The sequence below is a fragment of the Halorhabdus salina genome, from assembly GCF_013839425.1.
GTDB classification, from domain to species: Archaea; Halobacteriota; Halobacteria; order Halobacteriales; family Haloarculaceae; genus Halorhabdus; species Halorhabdus salina.
Map to the genome: position 1 here is coordinate 359,545 of NZ_JACDNP010000001.1, position 23,137 is coordinate 382,681.

Here is a 23,137-nt window from a genome sequence, read left to right on the forward strand (position 1 = left end):
CTGTGAGCTTGTTCAATAAATATTTACCTAATGCAAATCAACTTGCTCCCAGATGCGGTTCGGCACGCGCCTCCTGAGCTGGATGATCGGCCTCCTCGCGGCGTTGTTCGCCGTCGTCGTGGTGAGCGCCGCAATCGGGCCGGTCGCCCTGGATCTCCCCACCGTCGCGAAGGCGACGCTCAACGCCATCGGCGTCCCGGCAGGACTGGGCGTTGGGCTGGGCGAAAGTGCGATCCTCGGTGTCACCATTCCCTCGCCGACGGTCGACGTGAGCTACGCCTACCCCTTCGCCTTCGATGTTCCCGGGACGGCCGAAACGATCGTCCGGCAGGTCCGATTGCCACGGATCGCGCTGGGGGCGGTCGTCGGCTTTGCGCTCGCCTCAGCGGGCGCGGTCATGCAGGGGTTCTTCCGGAATCCCATGGCCGATCCGTCGATTATCGGTGTCTCCTCGGGGGCGGCGCTGGGAGCCGTCGCGACGATCGCGTTCCCGGTCGCCATGCCGTTGGGCCTCCAGACGGCCGCGTTCGTCGGTGCCCTCGTGGCCGCCTTCGTCGTTTACACGATCGCGACCGAGAACGGTCGGACGCCCGTCGCCACGCTGTTGCTCGCGGGCGTGGCCGTCCAGACGTTCCTCGGCGCGGTAATCTCATATACGCTCTTGCAATCCGGTGAGAGTCTCGACCGGGCCGTCTTCTGGTTGATGGGCCACCTCAACAACAGCACGTGGGCGGAAGTCGAGGTGACGCTCCCGCTCGCGCTGGTCACCTTCCTCGGCCTGCTCACCTATTCGCAGGACCTGAACGTCCTCATGCTCGGGGAGGAAGACGCCCAGACGGTCGGTATCCCGGTCGAGCGGACCAAACGAATCCTGCTCGCGCTTTCCAGTATCGTGACCGCCGCGGCGGTCGCCGTCGCGGGCGTCATCGGCTTTGTCGGGTTGATCGTCCCACACGTGATGCGCCTGCTCGTCGGCCCGGACCATCGGATTCTCCTGCCGACGAGCGCGCTTGCCGGCGCGACCTTCCTCGTCGCGACCGATACCGTCGCTCGATCCGGCCCGGCGGAGTTACCGGTCGGCATCGTCACCGCTGCCCTGGGCGCACCCTTCTTCCTGTATCTGCTGCGACGCCGGGAGGTCCACGAGCTATGATGAAGACAACACAGACCGAGCCAACGATCGTCGTCGAGGACGTCTCCCTGTCGCTGGGTGCTGTGGACGTTCTCGACGGCGTCTCACTGTCGGCCGACCGCGGGGAGTTCCTCGGACTGGTCGGCCCGAACGGCGCTGGCAAGACGACCCTGTTGCGGACACTCAACGGTGTCTTCGAACCAGACGAAGGGGTGGTCAGCCTCGACGGAGAACGGATCGACCGCCTCGATTCCCGTGCCGTCGCCCGCCGGGTCGCGACCGTCCCGCAAGATACCTCGGTCGCGTTCGACTTCGCCGTCGAGGATGTCGTTCGGATGGGGCGGACGCCGTACCGCTCGCGGACCGACATCGTCGCCGACGATACGGACCGTGATGCCGTCGAAGACGCCCTGGCGCGGACCGAGATGCTCGACCTGCGTGATCGCCCGATCACCGAGGTCAGTGGTGGGGAGCGACAGCGCGCCTACGTCGCTCGCGCGTTGGCCCAGGATACCCCGGCGCTCGTGCTGGACGAACCGACCGCGAGCCTCGACATCAACCACCAGGTTCGCGTTCTGGAACTGATCGCCGAACTCGTCGCGAGCGGGACGACCGCCGTCGCCGCGATTCACGACCTCGATCTGGCTGCGCGGTACTGCGACCGCCTCGCGTTGCTGGCCGACGGTCGGCTCCAGGCCGTCGGCGACCCGGAGACGGTGCTGACCGACGACCACCTCCAGCCGGCCTTCGACACCCGGACTGCTGTGACGCCGGACGCCGTCACTGGCGCGCCCAACGTGACCGCCATCACCGATCCAGCGCGTGATCGGGACACCCACGTCCACGTCCTGGGGAGCGGCGCGACGGCTGCCCGCGTCCTGACGAAACTCTGGCAGGCCGGCTTCGACGTGACCGTGGGCCCGCTTGCCAGCGGTGACACCGCGCTCTCGGTGGCTCGTGAACTCGACGTTGAAGCGATCGAAACGCCGCCGCTTTCCGGCCCTGACGAGGGGGCACTGACAGACGCGCACGAACACTGCCGGGAAGCACGGGCGACAGTCCTGGCCGATCCCGTACTCGGCCCGGACGAGCACGTCCTCGATCTCGCCGAAGCGAGCGAGCGGTCGATCCTCATCGAGCGACGGCCATTGGCCGAGCGCAACCGGGCCGGCGACGAGGCTCGACGACGCTATCGGAACCTCGAATCGGACGCCATCGGGGCCTCAGTACACGGACTCGTCCCGGCAATCGTCGAGGCGACGGCCGCTCAAGCGGTCCCGGCCGACGACTGATTACTCGCACTCACGCCGCCCGAACAACCCCTTGACGAGCATCGAGAGCACAACGTCGTCGTCCTGATTTGTTGTGGTCACTGCCAGGTCGACCCGGCCACGTTCCTCGTCGAACGCCTCTACTCCCACGACATCCATCTCCGCCGTGAGTTCGTCGCCCGGGAAGACCGGCGTCGGCCAGCGCAGATCGTCGACGCCAAGACCGGCCCGGACCGCCGAATCCGCGAGTAATCCGTCGACCATGAGACGCATCGTGAGTGAGCCGGTGTGCCAGCCGCTGGCGATGAGGTCGTCGAACATGCTGTCCTCGGAATCGCGCTCGACGTGCATCGGGAGGGGGTCGAACTGCTCGGAGAAGTCGACGATCGCCTCGGCGGTGACGGACCGAGGCCCTCCAGTCCAGCTGTCACCGACGGCAAAGTCCTCAAAGTACCGAGTCATGCCGTAGAGTGACGGGACGACGGGAGAAAAACGGCCTGGCTCAGTCCGACTGCTCGTCGAGCCAGTCCTGGAACTCGCCCTGACTGACGACCTCGACGGTCCCAAGCATGCCCGAGTGGCCGGCACCACAGTACTCCGCACAGTACAGTTGGTGTTCGCCAGTCTCGGTCGGTTCGGTGATCAAATAGTTCGCTTGCTCGGGGAAGGCGTCCTGTTTCAGTCCCAGCCCCGGCACGTGGAACGAATGCAGCCAGTCTTTCGAGGTGACGTTGAGCCGCACCTCTCGATCGACCGGCAGCACGAGCGTACTCCCGGTCGTGACGTTGTGCTCGGGATAGTTGAACGTCCAGGCGTACTTCTCAGCGACGACCTGCACTTCGAGCGTGTCGTCGTCGGCTCCGATGGAGTCGCCAGTCGTTGCCACGTGATCCTGGGCGAGGACGCCCATGGAGGCGACGCCGACGAACAGCAACACGACTGCGGTCGCCACTGTCCAGGTGATCTCCAGACGGCGATTCTCCTGGGTCGGCAGGGCTTCCGTGACCTTCCCGGCGCGGTATCGCCAGACGGTATAGATGAGGATCGCCTCGACGAGCACCGTGATCGGAATCGCCACCGCCAGCAGTTCGGTATTGAGCCCCCAGATCAGCCCATCCGTCGTCGAGGTCCCCGATTGGGCCGCCACGGTGGGGACGAGTGTCGAAATCCCCGCCAGCGTGAACGCGGCGACCAGCCCAGTTCGCGTCTCGCTCATAGGCCTGCTTCGGGACAGCCAGTCATAAAGAGCGTTCATCCGGCGAATTTCGGCGATTCCTCGCAAGCGTTTCCGGCGAATCCCGTCGGGAGACTGGCTTCATCCGTCGAGGACCAGCCGGACCACGTTCCCGGACGGGTCGTTCTCCGCAAACGCAAGGCTGCCACCGGAGCGCCTGACGACCAGCGACACGAACCATAACCCGAGCCCGCGACCGTGATTCAAGGGATCGATTACACCATCGGCGTTGACGACATCGACTTCCATGTCCGGGATCGGCGGGCCAGGATCGGCAATCTCGATGACGACAGTGTCCTCGGCGGTACTGACGTCGACAGTCACCGTTGGTGCCGACTGCTCTCCGTGGATGATGGCGTTTTCGAGGAGTTCGATCATGGCTGCCGACAGATGTGTGGACGCTGTGACAGTCGCGCCCGAGGGAGCCGAGACGGAGATCCGGGCGTCCGGAAACTGCTCGCGGATGGTCTCGACGGCAGCGTTGATGACTGTGGCGACGTTGACTCGTTCGCGGTTCGGGGTATCAGCCAGCAGTCGCGTGATCCGACGCTCCTTATCGAACGTGTCGAGCAGGGAATCGCTCGTCTCGAGGATCTTGCTGGCGTGACTCCGGGTGGTGACGCTGCCCTCCGATTCGATCAGCTCGGCGTGTCCAGTGATAACGTTGAGACTATTGCGGGCATTGTGCCGCAGAATCCGGTCGATCTTGTGTAACTGATTGATGCGCTCGTTGCGCTCAGTGATGTCCCGGATCGTCGACCCGTAACCCCGGACCTCACCGTCGACGCCCCACAGCGGATAGTAGCGGACATCGAGCAATCGGGACCCCAGAGCAGGATGATTGCGCACCATCTCGTACTGGATGGTTTCGCCGGCCAGGACGCGGTCGACGTGCGCTTCGAGGCGGTCGTAGGCGTCGGCGCTGACGACGTCCGAAAGCGATTGTCCCTCAATAGCCGTCTGGTCGACGCCGTGATAGGCACAGTACGTCTCATTGGCAAAGAGGAACCGCTGATCGGCGTCGAGTGCCGCCAACAGGTCGGTCGAGCTCTCGACGGCCTGTTCGTAGTTGCGGAGTCGTTCCTCGACTCGGCGGACCTCACTGATGTCCCTGACGATCAGGACAGCTGCTGATCGGCCGACCCATTCGGTCGGCTGGGCGGACACCTCGACGGGGAACGTCCCGGCTGGGCTTTCGAGGGTCGCGTCGACGGCCTCGACCGTTCGCTCGCCGTTGCCAATGGCCGCGAGTCGGTCCTCGTCCATCTCGATCCCTTCGAAAGACAGCGCCGCCAGGAACGGTTCGCCGACGACGTGCTCGCGGCGTTGGGCTCCATACAGATCGAGCAACCGGGTGTTTGCAAACGCAAACCGACCGTCCTGAACGATCGCGATCGCGTCCCGGGCCGCATCAAGATGGGTTGCCGCTCGGGCCTCGGCAGCGAGTCGGTCCCGTTTCGCCCGATAATACTCGACTGCCTGCTCGACCAACGTCGTGACCCGGTCGGGATCCACCGATCCGGTGAACGTATCGGTCGCACCTGCCGCGGTTGCCTGTCGTGCCGCCTCGCCGTTGGCGAACAGCATGACCGGCAAGTCAGGTGCCCGGGATCGGATTGCCTCCAGCAACGCGACACCGTCGATCATCGGCGGATCGTGATCACAGACGACGCACTCGACACCGCCGTTCCGATCGATTTCGTTGATCGCAGCGTCAATGGACGTCACCGACGAGACGTCGATCCGACCGTTCGTCTCCAGAGGGTGGGTCGCGCCGTCCGTCGCGACCGCGAGGACGTGGATCGGATCAAAATGGGTCATTGGTTGGTCTGTTCCCGAGCGTCGCCGAAACGTGCGATGTGCCGATGCTCTCTTCGTTCCTATAGGGTGGCTGGAAGGATGACTCTTTGGACGCCAGCAACCGTCGGTGATGACCCGCGCGTGGGCGTGATCGTGAAGATGAACCCGGTTCAGTCCGGTGCTGTGAGTCAATCCACGACCCCCCGGCCCGACTTCCGACAAGTGTTGCAGCGGGGCGAAGCCTAAGTATCACCCGGGACGGAGGTGAAATGAGAACCAGTGTTACGGAACCGGATCGACGACGTCCCGCTGTCGACACTGCTCGCCGGGACGATCGTCGGTGTCTATCTGCTCGTTATCGCGGGGGCGACCGCCTCCATCGCCGACGCCGCCGCGACCTGCTCGACCTGGCCGGCCTGCCAGGCCCCTTCAGCCGAGTCACCAGCGCTGCTGATCGCCTGGGGCCATCGATTGCTGGCGGCGGCCGTCGGCGTCGCGGTACTATTGAGTTCGATCGTCGGCTTCCGACGCGTCTCTGATCGCCGTGTCCGGGCCGCACTCGTCGTCGCTGCCATCCTCTTCCCGGTCCAGGTCGCTCTGGGGGCCGTCGTTACGGTCACCGGCGCGGCCGGGATCTCGCCGGCGGTCCACCTCGGGGTGGCGATGAGTATCTTCGGCTCGCTCGTACTCGCGCTGGCCTGGCACCTCGAAGTCACGTATGGTGATCCGACGGACGGCCCGACGACCACTCCGACGCCGGCCCCGGAACCAGCCAAAGAGCTTCCCGACGGCGGGACCGCAGAAGTCGGGGTCAGCCCCGATCGCAGCCGTATCGACGAGGCGATCACGACCCTTCGAGCGTATGTCAGTCTGACCAAGCCGCGACTGATGTGGTTGCTCTGTCTCGTCGCCTCAGCCGGCATGGCGCTGGCGGCGGGACCGGCGTTGACGGTCGGGACAGTCCTGGCGACGCTTTCCGGGGGCGTGCTGGCCATCGGCGCGAGCGGTACGTTCAACCACGTCCTCGAACGCGACGTCGATCGACGGATGCAGCGGACCGCCGATCGGCCCCTCGCGATGGATCGCGTCCCCCTCCGGAACGCCATCGCCTTCGGCGTGATCCTGGCCGGGCTATCGCTGGCTGTTTTCGCCTCGATCAACCTGCTGGCAGCGGCGCTTGGCCTCTCAGCGATCCTCTTCTACAGCGTCGTCTACACGCTCCTGCTCAAACCCAACACGGTCCAGAACACGGTCATCGGCGGCTTCGCCGGCGCACTGCCGGCGCTGATCGGGTGGACCGCAGTGACGGGCCGAATCGGCGTCCCCGGCCTCGCACTGGCAGGGGTTGTCTTCCTGTGGACGCCGGCACACTTCTACAACCTGGCGCTTGCCTACCAGGAGGACTACGAACGCGGCGGCTTCCCGATGATGCCTGTCGTCCGCGGGGAGACGGTGACCCGCAAGCACATCCTGCTGTACCTCGGGGCGACACTGCTTGCCGCAAGCGGGCTTGCCGCGCTGGCGAATCTGGGCGTGCTCTACGGCGCAACGGTCGCCGCCGTCGGAGCCGTCTTCTTGTGGGCCGTCCTGCGGTTGCACCGTGAGCGAACGACGGCCGCGGCCTTCCGGGCCTTCCACGCCTCCAACGCCTTCCTCGGGGCTGCCCTGGTCGCGATCGTGATCGACACCCTGGCCGTATGAGCACGGTCTCGTTCCGGCGATCACGACTAATACCCTCGAAGGAATTGCTTCTCTGGGGCGCGCTACTTATCAACACGGAAGCGCTGCTTCTGCTGGGTTACCTTCTGCTCAGCGACTCCCAATTGCTGAATCTGGCGGCCCTCCGGTTGTACGTCTATCCGTTCGTCTGGATCAACGTCTCCCTGTGGGCGCTCGTTCGCGTCCGTCCGCCCGCCGCGTCCCGCCGTCGTCGACTGCTGGCTGGGGGCCTGGCCGCCGGGTACTTCCTCGTACTGGCGTACCTGGGCGGACTCGCCTCGCTTTCGGGGACCAGCGGCGTCAGTGCATCCATCTCTGCCCTCTCGATTCCACCCGGCTGGGGGCCGGCAATCTCCATCGACGCTTTCGGCGTCCTGGTCACGCTGCTCCCATTCAAGACGCTCGGATATATTACGTTGTCATACCTCGTATACACAACCGTCGTCGAAGCGGCCGGCACGCTCCCGGCCATACTCGGACTGTTCTCGTGTGTCTCTTGCGTGTGGGCTGCCGTCGTCATCCCGTTGACTGGGGCCATCGGCGGCACCTCAGCGATCGCTGGCCTCGTCTACGCCGGTGGATACGACCTCTCGACGGCCATCTTCGTGCTTGCCGTGGTATTGCTCGCCTGGCACCCCTCGATGTCGTCGCTGAATCGAATCGGCTTTCCCGGAGGAAGGGGGTGATCGAGACGTGACTGACGCAATCGTCGCCGAAGACGTTCGGCGCGCCTACGGCGACACTGTGGCGCTATCTGGCGTCTCCCTGTCTGTCCCAGCCGGCGAGGTCTTCGCGCTGGTCGGCCCGAACGGCGCCGGCAAGACCACGCTCGTCCGGTCGATCACGGGGACGACGGACTACGAGGGATCGATCGCACTGTTCGGCGACCACCCGCGAACGTTCGACCGATCGCGACTCGGATTGCTCCCACAGGACTTCACGCCCCACGAGCGATTGACTGCCCAGGAGCTGATCGCGTACTACGCCGGGCTGTACGACCAAACGCACCCACCAGGGCAGATTCTGACCGACGTCGGCCTCACCGACAGTGCTGAGGTCCCCTACGAAGATCTCTCGGGCGGCCAGCAACGACGCGCCTGCGTGGGGACGGCGCTGGTCAATGATCCCGATCTCCTCATTCTGGACGAACCGACGACCGGGATCGACCCGGCCGGTCGGCGGCACCTGTGGACGCTGCTAGAGGAACTGGCAGAGACGGGAACGACGATCCTGCTGACGACCCATTACATGGCCGAGGCCGAGCGGCTGGCCGATCGAGTCGGGTTGCTGGCAGACGGCGAATTGGTCGCGGTCGATACACCAGCCGCGCTGATCGACGCCCATGGCGGCGAGACGCGACTGACTGTCGAGACCACGCCAGCGCCGAACGCGGTCTCGCTGGATCTCGAGTACCGGACGGCCGTGTCGGGGACCGAACTCGTCGTCTACGACGTCGGACCGACCGAGATCGGTGCAGTCGTCGACCGGCTGGCAGCCGCCGGCCTAGAGGCCGAGTCGTTGACCTGGAGTGAACCGAGCCTCGCAGACGTCTATCTGGAACTCGCAGGTGAATCTGTCGAAGGCAATATTGGCCGATCCGAAGGACAAACGCCCGAAAGCGGTGATCTCGACGCGCTCACAACGGAGGGACCATCGTGAGCCTGCCGGGCCGGGTCAGCAGCGAGACGCGCGCAGCGGCGAAATCGTTCCTGCGCCGGCGGACGGCCGTGTTTTTCACGTTCCTGTTCCCGCTGTTGATCGTCGTCATCTTCGGGGCCTTAGTCCAGACCCAGCCCACCGGTGGTGGGCTGTTCACCGAAGCGCCGGCCTACTACGTACCGGGGTATCTTGCCGTCGTCGTCCTCTTTACGCCACTGTCCCGTGTCGGCAGCGAGGTTGCCCGCCACCGGGAAGGCAATCGCTTCGAGAAACTGGCGACGACACCCCTCTCCCGCGGAGAGTGGCTCGCCGCCCAGACACTGGTCAACGTCGCGATCATCGGCCTCGCGGGCGCGCTCGTCCTCGCCGTGATGGTAGCGGTGACTGGGGCCGAAATCGTTCTTTCGCCGTTGCTTGCGGTCTTTCTGGCGCTCGGGGTCGCGCTGTTCTGTGGGATCGGCGCGCTGATCGGCTCACTCGCCGATTCCCAGGACGGCGTGATCTCGGCGAGCAACGCCATCGCGATCCCACTCCTGTTCCTCTCGGAGACGTTCGTCCCGCCGTACCTGCTGCCGGAGTGGTTCCGCCCGCTGATGGACCTCTCGCCACTGACGTACTTCTCGCGTGGCGTCCGGGCCGTGGTCACTGACACCGGCCCGTCGGCCGAAGGGACCGTCGTCGCCGCTTGGCCATCGGGACCGGAGCCGCTGTTCAATCTCGTCGTCCTTGCGGTGCTAGGGGCGGTCGCGTTCGCTATCGGGACGATCGCGTTGCCCCGGACGGATTAATCACGCGTGGGTGGCGATCCACTCACAAAAGGCGTCGAAATCCTCAGCACCAGCGTCCTCAGCGATCGAGCGGAGCGTCCCCGTTTTGAGTTCATCGTGTAGCGGGACAGTCACCTGCCGCCGATCGGTTTCGTTCGTCGGGTGTTCGTAGTACAATTGGGCGTGATCGCCGGTCGTCCGCCGCCATTCGAATCCCCCGACATTGACGAGCACTTTCAGGACAGCCATTCCAGAAAACGTCCCCCGACCCATTGCTACTCAAGAACGTCCGGAAGATCGCTATCGCCAGTTGTATTGTCCGACGGATCGATCCCCACTTCGCGGAGTTCTTCCTCGGACGGGTCGCGACCGAGGTCGCCCTCGCGAAGTGCAACTGCTTCGTCGAGATTTTCCAGTGCAGCCTCCCGAGATGGTCCCTGTGTAGTGACCTCGGTCTCGACGTCCGTTGCAACCCACCAGTCGCCGTCGCGCCACAGTCGGATCTCTTCGTCGTGAACGTCACCGTCCACGGTCGAACTAGCCATACTGGCTTCGTATACACCACGTGGCACAATAATTGTTGGCTCAAAACGGCACATCACTGAATTCACTGAGAGAGTCGTCACAACCGGGACCCCCTACACTGACGCCGGAAGTTAAGCCCCTGGCGCGAGTGGCCACGAATGCAATGACAGACAGTGACGAGTACCGCATTGAGGCGGACAGTCTGGGGGAGATCGAAGTGCCGGCCGACGCCTACTGGGGGGCACAGACCCAGCGAGCTATCGAGAACTTCCCGATCAGCGATCAGCGCTTCGGACGGCGATTCATTCGGGCACTCGGGATCGTCAAAAAAGCGTCCGCACAGACCAACCAGGAGTTGGGACTACTGGCGGATTCGAACGCCGAGCCGATCATCGCCGCCGCCGAGGAAGTCATCGCCGGCGACCACGACGACCAGTTCCCCGTCGACATCTTCCAGACGGGCTCTGGCACGTCGACGAACATGAATGCAAACGAGGTGATCGCCAACCGCGCGACAGAGATCTCTGGTGGCGAGGTTGGTTCGAAGGCGATCCACCCCAACGATCACGTCAATTACGGCCAGTCGAGCAACGACGTGATCCCGACGGCGATGCACGTCGCCGCCCTGGAGGCCGTCGAGCGTGACGTGCTCCCGGCTCTGGAAACCCTCCGAGAGGAACTCCAGGAAAAAGAGGCCGAATTCGACGACGTGGTCAAGACCGGCCGAACACACCTTCAGGATGCCACCCCGATCCGACTCGGTCAGGAGTTTTCGGGCTACCGGGCCCAAATAGAGAAGGGCATCGAGCGTGTCGAATCCTCAAGCGAACGCCTAGAGGAACTCGCACTGGGCGGGACCGCCGTCGGGACTGGCCTGAACACCCATCCCGAGTTTCCCGAACTGGCGGCGGAGTACATCGCCGAGGAAACCCTCCTACCCTTCCGAGAGGCCGACAATCACTTCGAGGCCCAGGCCGCTCACGACGCGATGGGGGAGGCCCACGGCGCGTTGCGAACCGTCGCGGGCTCACTGCACAAGATCGCCAACGACCTGCGTTTGCTGGCCTCCGGGCCACGCAACGGCCTGGGTGAGATCGACCAGCCCGAGAACCAGCCTGGCTCCTCGATCATGCCCGGGAAGATCAATCCGGTCGTCGCCGAGTCAGTCAACCAGGTCTACGCCCAGGTGGTCGGCAACGACGCGACCGTCTCGACGGGCGCGGCCAACGGCCAGATCGACCTGAACCTCTACAAGCCCGTGATCGCGAAGAACTTCCTGGCGTCCGCAGAATTGCTCACTAACGTCAGCGGAACCTTCGCCGAGAAGTTTGTCGCGAAATTGGAGGCCGACCGCGACCACTGCGAGGAGCGCGTCGAGCAGAGCATGGCACTGGCGACGGCGCTCAATCCCGCGATCGGCTACGACAAGGCCAGCGAGGTCGCCAAAGAAGCGATGAAGACGGGCGAGACGATCCGCGAGGTCGCCGTCGAGAAGGGCTATCTTACCGCCGAAGAGGCAGAGGAAGTGCTCGATCCCGCCCGGATGACCGAGCGAGTCATTCTGGGCGACGACTGAGCATGGCAGACGGCTCGACCGACACTACCTACCTTCGATCGGTCGCGTCGTCCCGTTAGCGTACCGTGACCGTGCCGTCTCGACCCACTCGGGTTGGGCAACGGTGACGTCGCCAACCTGCTCGAATTCGAAGTGGTAGCGAACCTGCTCGACTGAGCCCGCCTGGATAGTCGTATAGCTCGCCGTAAGGTTCCAGACGAGGCCATCCGGGGTGACGTACGCCCGAACCGAGTAGTTCTCCATCGTCGAACCGCCCAATCCCGCCGGATTTCGACCGACGATCCGATACAGCGTTCGTCCGTCGACTGAGACGCGATCGACGCGAGCCGTTTCGACGTTCAGGTACCGCCCGACGGCTGCCGTCGTGGAACTGACGAATCTGTCGTGGCCAGGAATGATAGCTGACCGATCGTACCTCGTTTGTCCCCAGGAATACGCCTGTGCACGAGCAAACTGGACGCTGGCGTTGGCATACTGGCTATATCTGGAGTAGAAGGCATCCTTCGGATGGTTGAGGAACATCGTCGCATCCCGCGAGAACCGCGTCGCGTTTTCGAGAACGATCACGTCGAACGTATTTGAACTCGATGTAACGTTGCCGACCGTCCCGATCCAGTTTCGCTCGGCCCGCCACCGGAAGGATTGGTTTGCCAGCACGTCTTCTTGGGCGCCGACGAGCACGGCGACGTCAATGCGACCGTCGGCCCAGACGCCCGGCGCGACTGTTGCCCCAGGACCGCTCTCCGGGGCATCAGTCGGCACCGGGGCCGGCGTGACCGTCGACGGGTCTTTCCCACCCCCACCGATGGCGCTACACCCCGCTGTCGTCGCCAGCACGACGACGAACAAGACGCGCCATCGCATACCTCGGTCTGGGTGAGCCAGCTACAAAAACACGCGGAGACCAGAAACGTGTAGCGCTCACCCGCGATCGCCTCGGGCGGCAACAACGGAGCGTTTTTCCCGTCAGCCGTGTCACTGCCCGGTAATGACTGCAGAGTACGAGTACGACGATCTAGGGCTGGTTGCTGGCCTCGAAATCCACCAGCAACTGGACACGGCGACGAAACTATTCTGTAACTGCCCAACAGCCCTCCAAGAGCCGGACGAATCGTCGAAAACCATCTCGCGATACCTTCACCCGACGACGAGTGAACTGGGGGAACTCGACGAGGCTGCACTCGAAGAGAGTCAGGTCGAACGCGAGTTCGAGTATCTCATGTACGACTCGACCTGCCTGGTCGAAGCCGACGACGAGCCGCCACATCGCGTCGACGACGAGGCACTCGCGGTGTCGATGGAGATCGCACAGTTGCTCGATATGAGCGTCGTCGATCAGATTCACGTCATGCGGAAACTCGTCATCGACGGTTCGAACACCTCAGGCTTCCAGCGGACGATGATGGTCGCGACTGACGGCGAGATCGAGACCAGCGAGGGGCCAGTCGGTGTCGAGGACCTCATGCTCGAAGAGGAGAGCGCCCAGCGCCTCACAGAAACCGAATCTGGTGTCCGCTACAGTCTCGACCGGCTCGGCATCCCCTTAGTCGAAATCGGGACCAAACCGGACATTCGCTCACCCCAGCAAGCCCAGGAGGCCGCCGAGCGGATCGGCATGCTGCTGCGCTCGACCGGCGAGGTCCGACGCGGGCTGGGCACCATCCGCCAGGACGTCAACGTCTCGATCGCCGAGGGCGCTCGTGTCGAGATCAAAGGCGTCCAGAGTCTCGAAGACATCGAGGCAATCGTTCGCAACGAAGTCGGCCGCCAGGCTGAACTGCTCGAGATCGCTAGCGAACTCGACGAGCGGGATGCCACGGTCGGAGATATCCAAGACGTCACGAGCGTGTTCGAGGAGACCGACAGCGGTGTCATCCAAGGCGCGCTCGGAGATGGGGGCAAGGTGTGGGCGGTCCCGCTTCCCGGCTTTGGCGGGCTCGTCGGCCGCGAGATCCAGCCGGATCGGCGTCTCGGCACCGAGTTCTCCGATCACGCCAAGCGACACGGAGCCGGCGGCATCTTCCACACGGACGAACTCCCCGCTTACGGCGTCACCGAGAGCGAGGTCGAGGCACTCGCCGAGGCAGTCGACCTCGATCCAGCCGTCGTCGGCGAGGACACGACCGACGCGGTCGCGATCGTCGCAGACGACCCTGAAACCGCCGAGCAGGCCATCGACGCGGTCGCCAAGCGGGCCGAAACGGCGATGGACGGCGTGCCAGAAGAGACGCGCGACGCCACAGAAGAGGCGACAACTCGCTATCTGCGCCCACTGCCCGGGGCGGCGCGGATGTACCCCGAGACGGACGTTCCCCCGGTCGAACCCGACCCCGAAACGGTCGAGACGCCCGAGTTGCTCACCGAGAAGACCGAGCGCTACCAGGACGAGTTCGACCTCGACGCCGGACTCGCCGAACAGGTCGCCTACGGCCAACGCTGGGCGCTGTTCGAGGAGGCAGTCGAGCGTGGTGTCGACGCCACGCTTGCCGCCCAGACGGTCGAGTCGACGATCACGGAGATCCGCCGGGACGGTGCGCCCGTCGAGAACCTCACCGACGAACACTTCCGTGACGTCTTCGCGTTGCTCGCCGAGGACGAACTCGCCAAGGAAGGCGTCCCGAACCTGCTTTCCGCCCTCGCCGAAAACCCCGAACTGAGCGCCGAGGCGGCGGCCGAGCAAGAGGACCTCGGCAGTGCGGCCGAAGACGAGGTCCGTGAGGCTGTGGTCCGCGTCGTCGAACGCAACGCCGAGCAAATCAGCGAGGAGGGAATGGCAGCGTTCTCCGGACTGATGGGCGAATGTATGGGTGAATTGCGCGGCAAAGCTGACGGTGACGTGGTCAGTGACGTGCTTCGGGAAGAGATCGGAAAGCGCGCTGACTGAGATGTACTCACTCGCCCACGCCGTGATTTCGTTGCTCGTCGCTTTCGGGGTTGTCATCGGCGGCGATCCCACCGTCAATCCGGCGCTCGCCGTGGGATATGGCGTGGCGTTGGGCGTGTTGATCGACCTCGATCACTTCCTGCTATCGTGGGTGATCGGCGACAGCGTCGGCCCGCTGAAACGAGTCCTTCGCCGACCGTGGGTCGTCGCAACGGACCCCGGCTCGATCTTCGAGGAGGGGGATCTTGGCCCGTATCATCGACTTATCAGTCACGTCGTCATCGCTGGCGCGGTGGTACCCGCGGTCTGGCTCGTCGTCGATCCCTTCCTCGGCACGCTCTCCGCTGCCGTGTTGTACGCACACCTCCTGGCCGATCTGATCGCAGACCTGCGGACTTTCGAGACAGTCCCGCGGTAGCTGTCCGGACGGCGAGACAGCAGACAACGTCTTTCGACCGCCGGTCACTCCTGGACGACGATGCCGGCTCGGTTGAGGTAAGCGGTGAACGTCTCGACGTCGCCCGTGACGATTTCCCCGAGCGTCGCCTGGTAGGGAGTGATCGAATACGCCCCACCTGGCGACTGGGGCTGTTGTGGGTCGGGAACGAACGCGCGATTGTCATCGACGCCGACGATGGTGTGATACTCGACCGGCGAGTCACCATAATAGAGGACGTACTCGTTGCGGGTACTGGTCGCCTGGAAGCCGTTCGTCCAGGGTTGTTGGACCGTTCCGAGTTGCCCGTCTCGTTCGAGTCTGATCTCCACCTCGGGCTGGTACGTCCAGACCCCCATACCGTCGAATCGAATCCACTCGTGGTAGGCCGATCCGGCCACCGCCTCGTGGACATCGTTACGGGACGTCATTTGACGGCGTTTCTCCGGTCGCCCTAATAAGTGTCGGGGAGTACTCTCGGAGCGGCTTACTCCCCGCGTTCCGTGCGCGGTGACAGCTCAATCCTCAATTTTCTGGTCGGCGCGCCGGAACAGCCCCCGGAGAGTCCGCACCTCGCGGCCAGTCGGATGGGCCCGGCCGAGGAGTCGCCGCCACAATCGCTGTGCTTTCGCTCGTTTCTCTTCGGGGTGGTCGGTCGCTTCGAGAAAGTCCCCAAACTGCCCGTGCAGGCCCTCGATTGCAGACTGGTTGGCTCGATCGATCGCGTCCGGGTGCTGGGTCCGTTCGACACTCAAGTTGCGCAGTTCGTAGAGGACGATCGTCGCAGCCTGTCCCAGGTTCAAGACGGGATAGGCGGCGCTGGCGGGGATCGAGCAAATCTGATCGACCATCGCGAGTTCGTCGTTGGTGAACCCGACGCGCTCCCGGCCGAACATGACGCAGACGTCGCTGTCGACGCCCGTAAGCTCGTCGGCGAGTTCGGCGGGTGTCACGAACGGGTACCGGACGTGTTTGGCAGCGTCCTCGTTGGTGATCGCGGTCGTCGCGACGGTGTGATACTGTTCGGTGAGTGCTTCGAAGGTCACCACGTCGGCGTTCGGGAGGATGTCCTCGCGGGCCTGGCCGGCGAAGCCATAGGCCTCGCCGTCAGGATCGAGTTCGGGCGGATCGACCAGTTTCAGTTCCGAGAGGCCGAAGTTCTTCATCGCGCGGGCGATCGTCCCCACGTTCCCGGGCGTCTCGGCATCGACAACAGCGACCGTGAGACTCATAGATCGACATCAAGATCGAGATCGCTCAGGTCGACATCCAGGGCCTCGCGCTCGGTGTCGTCCATCTCCTGTAAGTCGTCTTCGAGGCCCTGGATCTCGTGGGGATCGAAGGCCGGTAGCTGGTCGGGTGCCTCCTCGACGTGATCGAGGCCGCCGTAGCCCGCCGGTGCGCGATTCCCCTCGTCGAACCACGCCTGAAAGGCGTTTGCCAGCTCGCGAGTGCCCGCCAACTCCTCGCCGCCCTCTTCACGGAACCAGTACAGGAAGTCGCCCTCGTGGGCGTCACAGAGAAGGACTTCGCCCATCGGCTCGCCGTAGACGATGGCGCCGACGTCACACTGCTCGATCTCCGCGTCGCCGTGTTCGATGTAACAGGCGTCACAGGGTTCGCCGACGAGCGCCGTCAGCCGGAGGATGCGTTCGCGGTCATCGGCCGGCATCTCGGTCAGCCGTCTGAGTGTCCCGTCTTCGTCGAACACTGCGTCTTCGTCGAAGCGCCAGCCGCGCAACCCGATCGAGACTTTGGCCATACGCCCGGTACTCGCCTGGCGGACTAAAAGAGCGCGCTGTCGGTGCGGTCTCCTTCGGGACGTGCTCGTTTCGCGAGTGGATGCTGAGAGGGATGTCATCGCCGAGGGAATCGTCCGGTCGTCGGTTTCCGCGCGACTCAGTCGACCTCTGCACGCCGACCTGCTCGTCGACGCGTTCGTCGCCCTCAACTCCGTTGCCCGACTGCAAGTGCTCCCGGTAGAGGATCACGTTGTCACTGTAGCCGACACCGTGGACGCCGAGCCAGCCGTCCCAGTAGCCGTCGCCGTCCGAGTCGGGGTTCAACGGCTCCGTTCCGAGGGTATCCGCGTTGATCCCTCCCATCTGGCCACCGTTGATGTGAGTTACGTGCTTGATTTCCTGACCGTCGGTCAATCCGTCGTCGTCCGTATCCGGATCCCACGGATCGGTTCCGTTTGATAATTCGTTGTCATTCGACAGCCACGTGTCCGTTCGCCACTCTCCGTCCAGTGCCTTGAACGTCAGGGGTGACTGTTTCCACGCCTCGGCGGATGGCGGGAACGACCGGTCCTCCGCCAGGACGAAGTCGAAGTCGTCGGTTCTGTCGGTAAGTCCCTCCGTTGGCGGACTATGTGACGGGAAGACCGGACGCCCGTACATCCCTTCGTCCGCCAAGTGACCGAGTAATTCGTCGTGTTCGTCGGTGAGATTGTACGTCACCGAGGCATTCGGATCAGTGTGCGTGAACTCCTTTTCTGCGTAATCGGTCAGTCCGTCGCCATCCGTGTCTTCCACCATGGGATCGGACGAGACGGAGATTGTCCCGTCGGCGGACTGCTCGACACTCCCAGCCCACCGATACGGCTGTCCGCTCTCGTTGATTACCGAGATATTCCAGCCGTTAGCTGCCGAATTGTTCGCCAAGTCCAGTTCCTTGTCGTCATCAAGTCCATCGCCGTCGGTATCCACTAGGGTCAGATTGCTCGTCAACTCGTAATACTGGGCGATGTACTGATGTCGGGTATCGTCGACGCTGAACGAAATTGGATATTCGCGGTACTCACCGGCCTCTTCGCCGTCGGTCAGATCATCGTCGTCCGTGTACTTCGTCGAGGAATTGGTTGGCAGTCGAGTCACGTCAGCGCCGGTGTGCCCGATCGGCAGTCCCTCCTCCTCGAGGACGTCCGGCAGGCCGTCGCCGTCTGAATCCTACGGTTCGACTTCCTCGGCGACCCGCGAAAACACGTTTGGTAACTCCGCCGCGTCCGAGACGTAGTGATACGAGCCGCCGGTGATCGACGCGATATCGCTGAGCTTGTTCCCGTCGGCACCACCGAATCCGATCGTGTGGATCGTGATGTTCCGGTCAGTCGCTGTCCGGGCTTGAGCACGTCCACCTTCTCCTTGGCCGTCCGTCAATAGGATCGCCACATTCGCTCGCGAGTCGTTGCTCGTACTCGCAAAGTGCTGGTTGGCCCGCGCGACACCCGCACCGATGTTTGTGCCGCCGGAGGCGTCGAGACGCTCGATCGTGACGTTGACAATACAGCGAATCCGACTCTCTCAGCTCTCTAACGGGATTGTTTCCGCCAAATCAAACACGTACACGGCACCAGTTGATTCTTCGTTCCCGTCCGCTTCGGGTGCACTTACGGCAGCGATACCTGCATCCCTCGACACTGTGATTCGCGTCCCAAAGTAATCGGTCGGGTCATTTTCAGGAGCAGGGATGACACGATCTTGTTGCCAGTGGTCGTTATCCTGCTTGAAGACGCAAATCCTGCTCTGTTCACCCGTGTCGGACGATTCGCCCGGGGCCCCGATGAGAATCGCTTCAGGATTGCTTGTCATGGCAAGCGACAGGCCGAATCGCTCGCGCTGCCCGGGATCGGCGGGCGTGAGCTTCTGGGTTTGGTGCCACTCACTATCTCGGTTTTCGAAGAGATATACCGAACCACTTTGTTCGCCGTTTGGATCCTCATCGTTCGACGCACCGACGAGAACTGTTTGTCCGTCCTCCGAGACGGTGACTGTCTCCCCGAAGTAATCGTTTGGATCCCCCTCGCTGGCAGTGAGTGTGGCCTGTCGGACCCACTCGTCATTAGACTGCTTGAACACGTATGCTGCACCCTTTTCCGAATCCGACACAACCATTCTGGAGACAACAAGGGTCTCGCCATCCCTTGAGATATCCATTGCATACCCGAATGACTCAATCGAAATTCCGTCTTTGGGAAGCGAGTTAACCAACTTCCAGCCATCAGACTCACGCGAATATTCGAAGACGGCACCCGTAGAGTTCCTGTTCGAATTTTCTCTGAACGGCGCTCCAACGTATGCGGTGTCTCCATTCGGAGTCAATAATAGCGATCGCGAGAATTGATCAAATTCCTCACCATCAGGAGCACTGAGTTTACTTTGCTGATGCCACTTTTGACCCTCTTTTTGATACACGTAAGCAGCTCCCCCTTCTGGTCCATTCGGATCTTCTTCAGCAATTGCTCCGATGAGTGCGGTTTCGCCAGTATCCGATATCGAGACAGCGGACCCTAGAAAATCATAGCGATCCCCGTCATCTGCCAAGAGTTTTGCTGATTGGTACCACCCGTCTTGATCCCGTTTGAAGACGTAGACTCCACCGGCATTCTCGCCGTTCGGATTCGAATCTTGATAGCTACCGACGAGCAGGTTCTGACCGTCGTTTGACATATCGATCCAAAATCCAAATCTATCGTTTGTATTCCCATCTTTAGCCAAGAGCTTTGCCACACTATTTTGGGCGTCTTCTGTCTCTGTCGGTTCCGAAAACACACAACCGGCTAATGCGACTAAAGTCGTCGAATTCACGAGAGTAAGCATCTCACGTCTAGTAGCCTTGCCACCCAGTGAGATGTTTCCTATCATTAGTTTTCACGGTATGTGAGTGCTCCCCCGAACGTACCTTCGACATCGGTCATCTCAGTCCGATATTCGATGTATTTACTAAACCCACTGATTCCCTGTGTTATCGGAATCGTAGCTGGTGTTCCACCTGTTGTCGGGAAATTGGGCTGTAACTCACCATCGCTTACTTTATAGATCCCCATTTCAATACTCCCTTGCGCGGTTCACACAACCATCATACCCGCGTTGGTAGATCCAGCCACCGAAAACCCAGTTGATAAGATTTGATTCACATCATTTAACATGATTTGAGTAGACTCCAGTATTGGTGCCCCCGCATAATTGTAACCCGTTTCCGTGTTGAACACACCGTTGGAGTTGTCTTTTGCTGGACGATAGAAGGGTGTAGAATCAAGTTCCTCTACCCGGAATTTGAACCGTTTTAGATTTATCAAGTTTTTCAGCCCAAAGCCAGCAGTATGTTTCGCAGCGATTCGGTATTCTAACTCTTTTGTTTCTCCAGGTTCTAAGGTGATTGATTTCGGCCCTTCCAGAATCTCATTTTTTGGTGTCTTCATTATCCCAGCCGGCTTTCGATCTAACAGACGGAAAGTAGCTTGACTATCAGTATTTTCAAGATAATCCATGGCCCCATCGTTCGGATTATAAGAAACGATCACAGGGAACTTAATCTCCTGAACATCACCTGAGGCCTTCGTTTCCACTTCATCCGGGACAAGAACGAGATGATCATCGGTAATACCTTTATAGTTTGGATTTCTCGTCCAGTCCTCCTCTTCATGGATGAGTGTATTCACCGTTGTTGGCTGGTTCTTCGGGGTAGAAGTTCGAGTCAAGACGGGAAGCGTATACCCTGCAGCAAGCGTTTCTTCTTCCATCGGATCACTACCCTTCTCTACCTCTTCGCTATCGTTCAGCCCAGTGTCGTCGGAGTTAGGGTCTGTCGGATCACTCTTTACCGTATAGTATCGGATATCGTATTCGTTTCCGAAGAATTCGATCGTTCGATCGATTTCGCTACCGATCTCTTCATCGTCGTGTAGTGTATCGCCATCTGTGTCATTCTGTTCTGGATTGGTATGCACGACGGCGATATTGTTTGCCGACAGGTTCGCCTCCGCATTATCTAAATCACCCACCATGAACGGTGAAATGGGAATCCCGTTATTCTCCAGCGAGTCGGAAAATCCGTCGTCACCCGAATGCGTCGGTTCGATATCTTCGGCAACCCGTGAGAAGACATCCGGTAAGTCACTGGCGTCGTCGACCGACGAATACCCTCCCGACGTGATATCCGCGATCTGCTGTAATTTGTCTCCGTTCGCATTCCCAAAGCCGATCGTGTAAATCGTCGTTCCACGGTCGGCAGCAGTGTTCGCTTGGGAGATTTCACCACTACCCTGTCCGTCTGTGAGGAGAATCGTATACTGGGATCGAGAGTCGTTGCTGTTGGCGGCGAAATGGTCGTTCGCGCGTTGTAATCCCGCTCCGATATTCGTTCCGCCGGATGCATCAAGACTGTCGATCGTAACGTTCACTGACCCAAAGTCAGTCGTGAGTTTTTGAGGAACCGCTGCATCGTAATCGAAATCGACAACACCAGCTCGGTCTCCCTCGATCAAGGCACCGACAAATTCCTTCGCAGCGGCCTTCCTGAACTCCTGAGGATCGTTCCAGCTCATCGATCCTGAGGAGTCGATGACCAACATTACGTCGATCTCTGCCGTATCAGGATCTCCCTGTCCGCCATTAGATGGCTCTTGGGCCCTGAGCATTGTCTGCCAATTTGGAACTTTGAATACGGTAAAAGTCGAGAAGTGATCCGTCCGTGCATGGACTGTATCGTTTGCTTCGTCGATCGTCGTCGGCAGCGGCTCAAACCCTTGAATTGACTCGTTGTACCGCACTCCAACCAGTTCCGATTCGTTGACGGACAGTGCTGATTCGTCATACGAAATCGAGACCGTCGCGTTCTCGATCGATTCGTCAGTATCAAGGTCGACTACCGGTGCAGCCGTGAGATTCGAAGCAAACGCGTTGTTGAACCGTGCTTCGGTGTTTTCTTTAATTGTCAACGATTTTCCGGTACTCCCGGTGGCCGTGACGCGAACTGAAACACCCAGACTCTCGTTGTTTGAATTCGTGGTATACGTTTCGTTGCCGTCCAACACGCCGTCATCGTCCGTGTCCGGATCGAGGGGATCGGTTCCGAATTCTGGCTCCACGCCGTCTTCTAGTCCATCAGCATCGGTATCAGGGTCCGTTGCATTTGTTCCGAGCTCTTGCTCACGACTATCTGAGAGTTGGTCTGAATCAGAGTCGGCCCGATGGGGGTCAGTTCCCAGTTTTTGTTCTCGTTGATTGACCACGCCATCTCCATCAGGGTCTTCTTCAGCATCAATAACTCCATCGTCGTCTGAATCCGACTGCTGTGGCGACGTCTCAGAATACCTGATCTCGAATCCGTCTTCTAATCCATCACCATCGGTGTCCGGCGATAGCGGATCGGTGCCGAACCAATATTCGATCCGATTGTCAACTGAATCACCGTCAAAATCGTGTTCACTATCGATAATGCCATCTCCTCCCTGATCCCCACTCACCAGGGTCGAATCGCTATCGGGATCGAGCGGATCCGTCTTCGTCACGTTCTCTTCATAGGTGTCGGGCAGGCCGTCACCATCCAGCTTGAGTACGACCGCGCTCGTCTGGGTCTTCTGTCCCTGACCGGACTGATCGCCAGCGTTGCCTGACTGCTTTGGCTTGTCTTTGTTCTTCTGCTTGTCTTTCTGTTTGTTCTTCTTTTTCTGCTTGTCCTTGCCCTTCTGCTTCCGTTTGCCGTTGCCACGTTTTGACTGCGTGTCGCTACGCTCGACGACCGTCACGTCGATCGTATTGACCCGCTCGGTCAGGTTGATCGTCGTCGCGAAGGAGGCGTTGGCATACCCACCCCGAAGGCGGATGGGGACCGTCTGATCGTCGTTGATCGTCGCCGTCAGGTTCACCCCGTCGAGGCCGGTCGGGTCCACCACGCGACCCACGAGCGTGTATTGGGCCGTCATCGATCCGTTGCGTATCGGGTCCGCCCGCCGGGTCAGCGTTACCGTTGGGCTGGTCTCTCGATCGAGTTGCTCGAGGGCCACGAGTGCCTGGTTGGTGGCGATACCGTACGTCCGGACGGCCTTGGCGGTCGTGCGGATACATTTCTCGCTCTCGCTGTTGGCCGCTCGCTCGCGCAAGCGCTCGGCACGGTCGAGTTGTCGCCGGGCGTTGTCGAGATGGCTCTGGACACTCTGCTGGGTCCCGTGGCCGAGTTGCTCCTCAGTCTTAGCGAGAGTGTCTTCGGCGTCTTCGATCACTTGCCGAGCGGAGGCATTGTCTGCCCGGACGACCATTCGGGCGATACGCTGGACGGGCTCGCTCTCGTCGCTGTCATCGAACGCTGCCAGGGCACGCACCGCGTTGGCGTCGGCGATGAACGCCTGCTG

22 protein-coding genes are annotated in these 23,137 nt (G+C 61.6%); 9 read left to right on the forward strand and 13 right to left on the reverse strand.

From position 1 onward, the window contains the following. Positions 1-52: 52 nt before the first annotated feature. A complete protein-coding gene (gene btuC, locus HZR20_RS01810) occupies positions 53-1,153 on the forward strand; it encodes a vitamin B12 ABC transporter permease BtuC (protein ID WP_181684890.1) in 1,101 nt (366 codons plus the stop codon). Then, positions 1,150-2,424 carry an ATP-binding cassette domain-containing protein gene (locus HZR20_RS01815; RefSeq protein WP_181684891.1) on the forward strand — a complete coding sequence of 425 codons (1,275 nt, stop codon included), beginning with the start codon at positions 1,150-1,152 and terminating at the stop codon, positions 2,422-2,424. Before btuC ends, HZR20_RS01815 begins: the two co-directional genes overlap by 4 nt. Here the strand turns inward: HZR20_RS01815 and HZR20_RS01820 are convergent, their stop codons facing one another. From HZR20_RS01820 to HZR20_RS01830, 3 genes are all read right to left on the reverse strand, one after another. Continuing rightward, the gene (locus tag HZR20_RS01820) at positions 2,425-2,865 is read right to left on the reverse strand and encodes a MaoC/PaaZ C-terminal domain-containing protein (RefSeq protein WP_181684892.1); all 441 of its coding nucleotides are present in this window, start codon (positions 2,863-2,865) and stop codon (positions 2,425-2,427) included. A gap of 40 nt (positions 2,866-2,905) precedes the next feature. Continuing rightward, entirely contained in the window at positions 2,906-3,619 is a 714-nt protein-coding gene (coxB, locus tag HZR20_RS01825; RefSeq protein WP_181684893.1) for a cytochrome c oxidase subunit II, read from the reverse strand. 99 nt (positions 3,620-3,718) lie between these two features. Beyond that, complete coding sequence (locus HZR20_RS01830; RefSeq protein WP_181684894.1) at positions 3,719-5,458, reverse strand: PAS domain-containing protein; 1,740 nt, start codon at positions 5,456-5,458, stop codon at positions 3,719-3,721. Positions 5,459-5,716: 258 nt separating this feature from the next. Here HZR20_RS01830 and HZR20_RS01835 point away from each other — a divergent pair, with 258 nt between their 5' ends. From HZR20_RS01835 to HZR20_RS01850, 4 genes are read left to right on the forward strand one after another with little or no spacing between them, the layout of a single operon-like run. Continuing rightward, positions 5,717-7,138 (forward strand): heme o synthase, encoded by a 1,422-nt coding sequence (locus HZR20_RS01835; protein WP_309484876.1) that lies wholly within the window; start codon positions 5,717-5,719, stop codon positions 7,136-7,138. After that, a complete protein-coding gene (locus HZR20_RS01840) occupies positions 7,135-7,842 on the forward strand; it encodes a DUF7546 family protein (protein WP_181684895.1) in 708 nt (235 codons plus the stop codon). The genes HZR20_RS01835 and HZR20_RS01840 overlap by 4 nt, the downstream gene beginning before the upstream one ends. A gap of 7 nt (positions 7,843-7,849) precedes the next feature. Then, positions 7,850-8,815, forward strand: a complete 966-nt coding sequence (locus tag HZR20_RS01845) for an ABC transporter ATP-binding protein (RefSeq protein WP_181684896.1) — start codon at positions 7,850-7,852, stop codon at positions 8,813-8,815. Continuing rightward, positions 8,812-9,603, forward strand: a complete 792-nt coding sequence (locus tag HZR20_RS01850; RefSeq protein WP_181684897.1) for an ABC transporter permease — start codon at positions 8,812-8,814, stop codon at positions 9,601-9,603. Before HZR20_RS01845 ends, HZR20_RS01850 begins: the two co-directional genes overlap by 4 nt. Here HZR20_RS01850 and HZR20_RS01855 read toward each other — a convergent pair whose 3' ends face one another. Then, positions 9,604-9,855 (reverse strand): type II toxin-antitoxin system HicA family toxin, encoded by a 252-nt coding sequence (locus HZR20_RS01855; protein ID WP_181684898.1) that lies wholly within the window; start codon positions 9,853-9,855, stop codon positions 9,604-9,606. A 2-nt stretch (positions 9,856-9,857) separates the two neighbouring features. After that, positions 9,858-10,127: a type II toxin-antitoxin system HicB family antitoxin gene (locus HZR20_RS01860; protein ID WP_181684899.1), complete on the reverse strand. Its 270-nt coding sequence runs from the start codon at positions 10,125-10,127 to the stop codon at positions 9,858-9,860. Positions 10,128-10,270: 143 nt separating this feature from the next. Between HZR20_RS01860 and HZR20_RS01865 the strand changes: the two genes are divergently transcribed. Beyond that, positions 10,271-11,683 (forward strand): class II fumarate hydratase, encoded by a 1,413-nt coding sequence (locus tag HZR20_RS01865; RefSeq protein WP_181684900.1) that lies wholly within the window; start codon positions 10,271-10,273, stop codon positions 11,681-11,683. 24 nt (positions 11,684-11,707) lie between these two features. On the opposite strand, the gene HZR20_RS01870 is transcribed toward HZR20_RS01865, so the two are convergent. Then, entirely contained in the window at positions 11,708-12,547 is an 840-nt protein-coding gene (locus HZR20_RS01870; protein WP_181684901.1) for a DUF7537 family lipoprotein, read from the reverse strand. A 124-nt stretch (positions 12,548-12,671) separates the two neighbouring features. On the opposite strand from HZR20_RS01870, the gene gatE reads away from it, so the two are divergent. Together gatE and HZR20_RS01880 are read left to right on the forward strand one after the other, a co-directional pair. Further along, on the forward strand, positions 12,672-14,567 hold the full coding sequence (gatE, locus tag HZR20_RS01875) for a Glu-tRNA(Gln) amidotransferase subunit GatE (RefSeq protein ID WP_181684902.1): 1,896 nt from the start codon (positions 12,672-12,674) through the stop codon (positions 14,565-14,567). A 1-nt stretch (position 14,568) separates the two neighbouring features. After that, positions 14,569-14,985, forward strand: coding sequence for a hypothetical protein (locus HZR20_RS01880; RefSeq protein WP_181684903.1), 417 nt, complete (start codon positions 14,569-14,571; stop codon positions 14,983-14,985). 44 nt (positions 14,986-15,029) lie between these two features. Here HZR20_RS01880 and HZR20_RS01885 read toward each other — a convergent pair whose 3' ends face one another. The 7 genes from HZR20_RS01885 to HZR20_RS01915 all read right to left on the reverse strand — a co-directional run bounded on the left by HZR20_RS01885 (position 15,030) and on the right by HZR20_RS01915 (position 23,107). Continuing rightward, entirely contained in the window at positions 15,030-15,434 is a 405-nt protein-coding gene (locus tag HZR20_RS01885) for a hypothetical protein (protein ID WP_181684904.1), read from the reverse strand. 87 nt (positions 15,435-15,521) lie between these two features. After that, on the reverse strand, positions 15,522-16,235 hold the full coding sequence (locus HZR20_RS01890; protein WP_181684905.1) for an RNA methyltransferase: 714 nt from the start codon (positions 16,233-16,235) through the stop codon (positions 15,522-15,524). After that, entirely contained in the window at positions 16,232-16,765 is a 534-nt protein-coding gene (locus tag HZR20_RS01895) for a hypothetical protein (protein ID WP_181684906.1), read from the reverse strand. Before HZR20_RS01895 ends, HZR20_RS01890 begins: the two co-directional genes overlap by 4 nt. Next, positions 16,662-17,882, reverse strand: coding sequence for a hypothetical protein (locus HZR20_RS01900; protein WP_181684907.1), 1,221 nt, complete (start codon positions 17,880-17,882; stop codon positions 16,662-16,664). Before HZR20_RS01900 ends, HZR20_RS01895 begins: the two co-directional genes overlap by 104 nt. 72 nt (positions 17,883-17,954) lie before the next feature. Next, positions 17,955-18,299, reverse strand: a complete 345-nt coding sequence (locus HZR20_RS01905) for a VWA domain-containing protein (RefSeq protein ID WP_181685062.1) — start codon at positions 18,297-18,299, stop codon at positions 17,955-17,957. A gap of 9 nt (positions 18,300-18,308) precedes the next feature. Beyond that, positions 18,309-19,649 carry an FG-GAP repeat protein gene (locus tag HZR20_RS01910; RefSeq protein WP_181684908.1) on the reverse strand — a complete coding sequence of 447 codons (1,341 nt, stop codon included), beginning with the start codon at positions 19,647-19,649 and terminating at the stop codon, positions 18,309-18,311. Positions 19,650-19,852: 203 nt separating this feature from the next. Then, complete coding sequence (locus HZR20_RS01915; RefSeq protein WP_181684909.1) at positions 19,853-23,107, reverse strand: vWA domain-containing protein; 3,255 nt, start codon at positions 23,105-23,107, stop codon at positions 19,853-19,855. Positions 23,108-23,137: the final 30 nt, after the last annotated feature.

Coding starts and splice junctions, on each gene's coding strand:
- HZR20_RS01855 (WP_181684898.1), bottom strand. CDS start 9,855: ATGGGTCGGGGGACGTTTTCTGGAATGGCTGTCCTGAAAGTGCTCGTC.
- btuC (WP_181684890.1), top strand. CDS start 53: ATGCGGTTCGGCACGCGCCTCCTGAGCTGGATGATCGGCCTCCTCGCG.
- HZR20_RS01870 (WP_181684901.1), bottom strand. CDS start 12,547: ATGCGATGGCGCGTCTTGTTCGTCGTCGTGCTGGCGACGACAGCGGGG.
- coxB (WP_181684893.1), bottom strand. CDS start 3,619: ATGAGCGAGACGCGAACTGGGCTGGTCGCCGCGTTCACGCTGGCGGGG.
- HZR20_RS01895 (WP_181684906.1), bottom strand. CDS start 16,765: ATGGCCAAAGTCTCGATCGGGTTGCGCGGCTGGCGCTTCGACGAAGAC.
- HZR20_RS01910 (WP_181684908.1), bottom strand. CDS start 19,649: ATGATAGGAAACATCTCACTGGGTGGCAAGGCTACTAGACGTGAGATG.
- HZR20_RS01880 (WP_181684903.1), top strand. CDS start 14,569: ATGTACTCACTCGCCCACGCCGTGATTTCGTTGCTCGTCGCTTTCGGG.
- HZR20_RS01860 (WP_181684899.1), bottom strand. CDS start 10,127: ATGGCTAGTTCGACCGTGGACGGTGACGTTCACGACGAAGAGATCCGA.
- HZR20_RS01815 (WP_181684891.1), top strand. CDS start 1,150: ATGATGAAGACAACACAGACCGAGCCAACGATCGTCGTCGAGGACGTC.
- gatE (WP_181684902.1), top strand. CDS start 12,672: ATGACTGCAGAGTACGAGTACGACGATCTAGGGCTGGTTGCTGGCCTC.
- HZR20_RS01830 (WP_181684894.1), bottom strand. CDS start 5,458: ATGACCCATTTTGATCCGATCCACGTCCTCGCGGTCGCGACGGACGGC.
- HZR20_RS01865 (WP_181684900.1), top strand. CDS start 10,271: ATGACAGACAGTGACGAGTACCGCATTGAGGCGGACAGTCTGGGGGAG.
- HZR20_RS01885 (WP_181684904.1), bottom strand. CDS start 15,434: ATGACGTCCCGTAACGATGTCCACGAGGCGGTGGCCGGATCGGCCTAC.
- HZR20_RS01820 (WP_181684892.1), bottom strand. CDS start 2,865: ATGACTCGGTACTTTGAGGACTTTGCCGTCGGTGACAGCTGGACTGGA.
- HZR20_RS01890 (WP_181684905.1), bottom strand. CDS start 16,235: ATGAGTCTCACGGTCGCTGTTGTCGATGCCGAGACGCCCGGGAACGTG.
- HZR20_RS01840 (WP_181684895.1), top strand. CDS start 7,135: ATGAGCACGGTCTCGTTCCGGCGATCACGACTAATACCCTCGAAGGAA.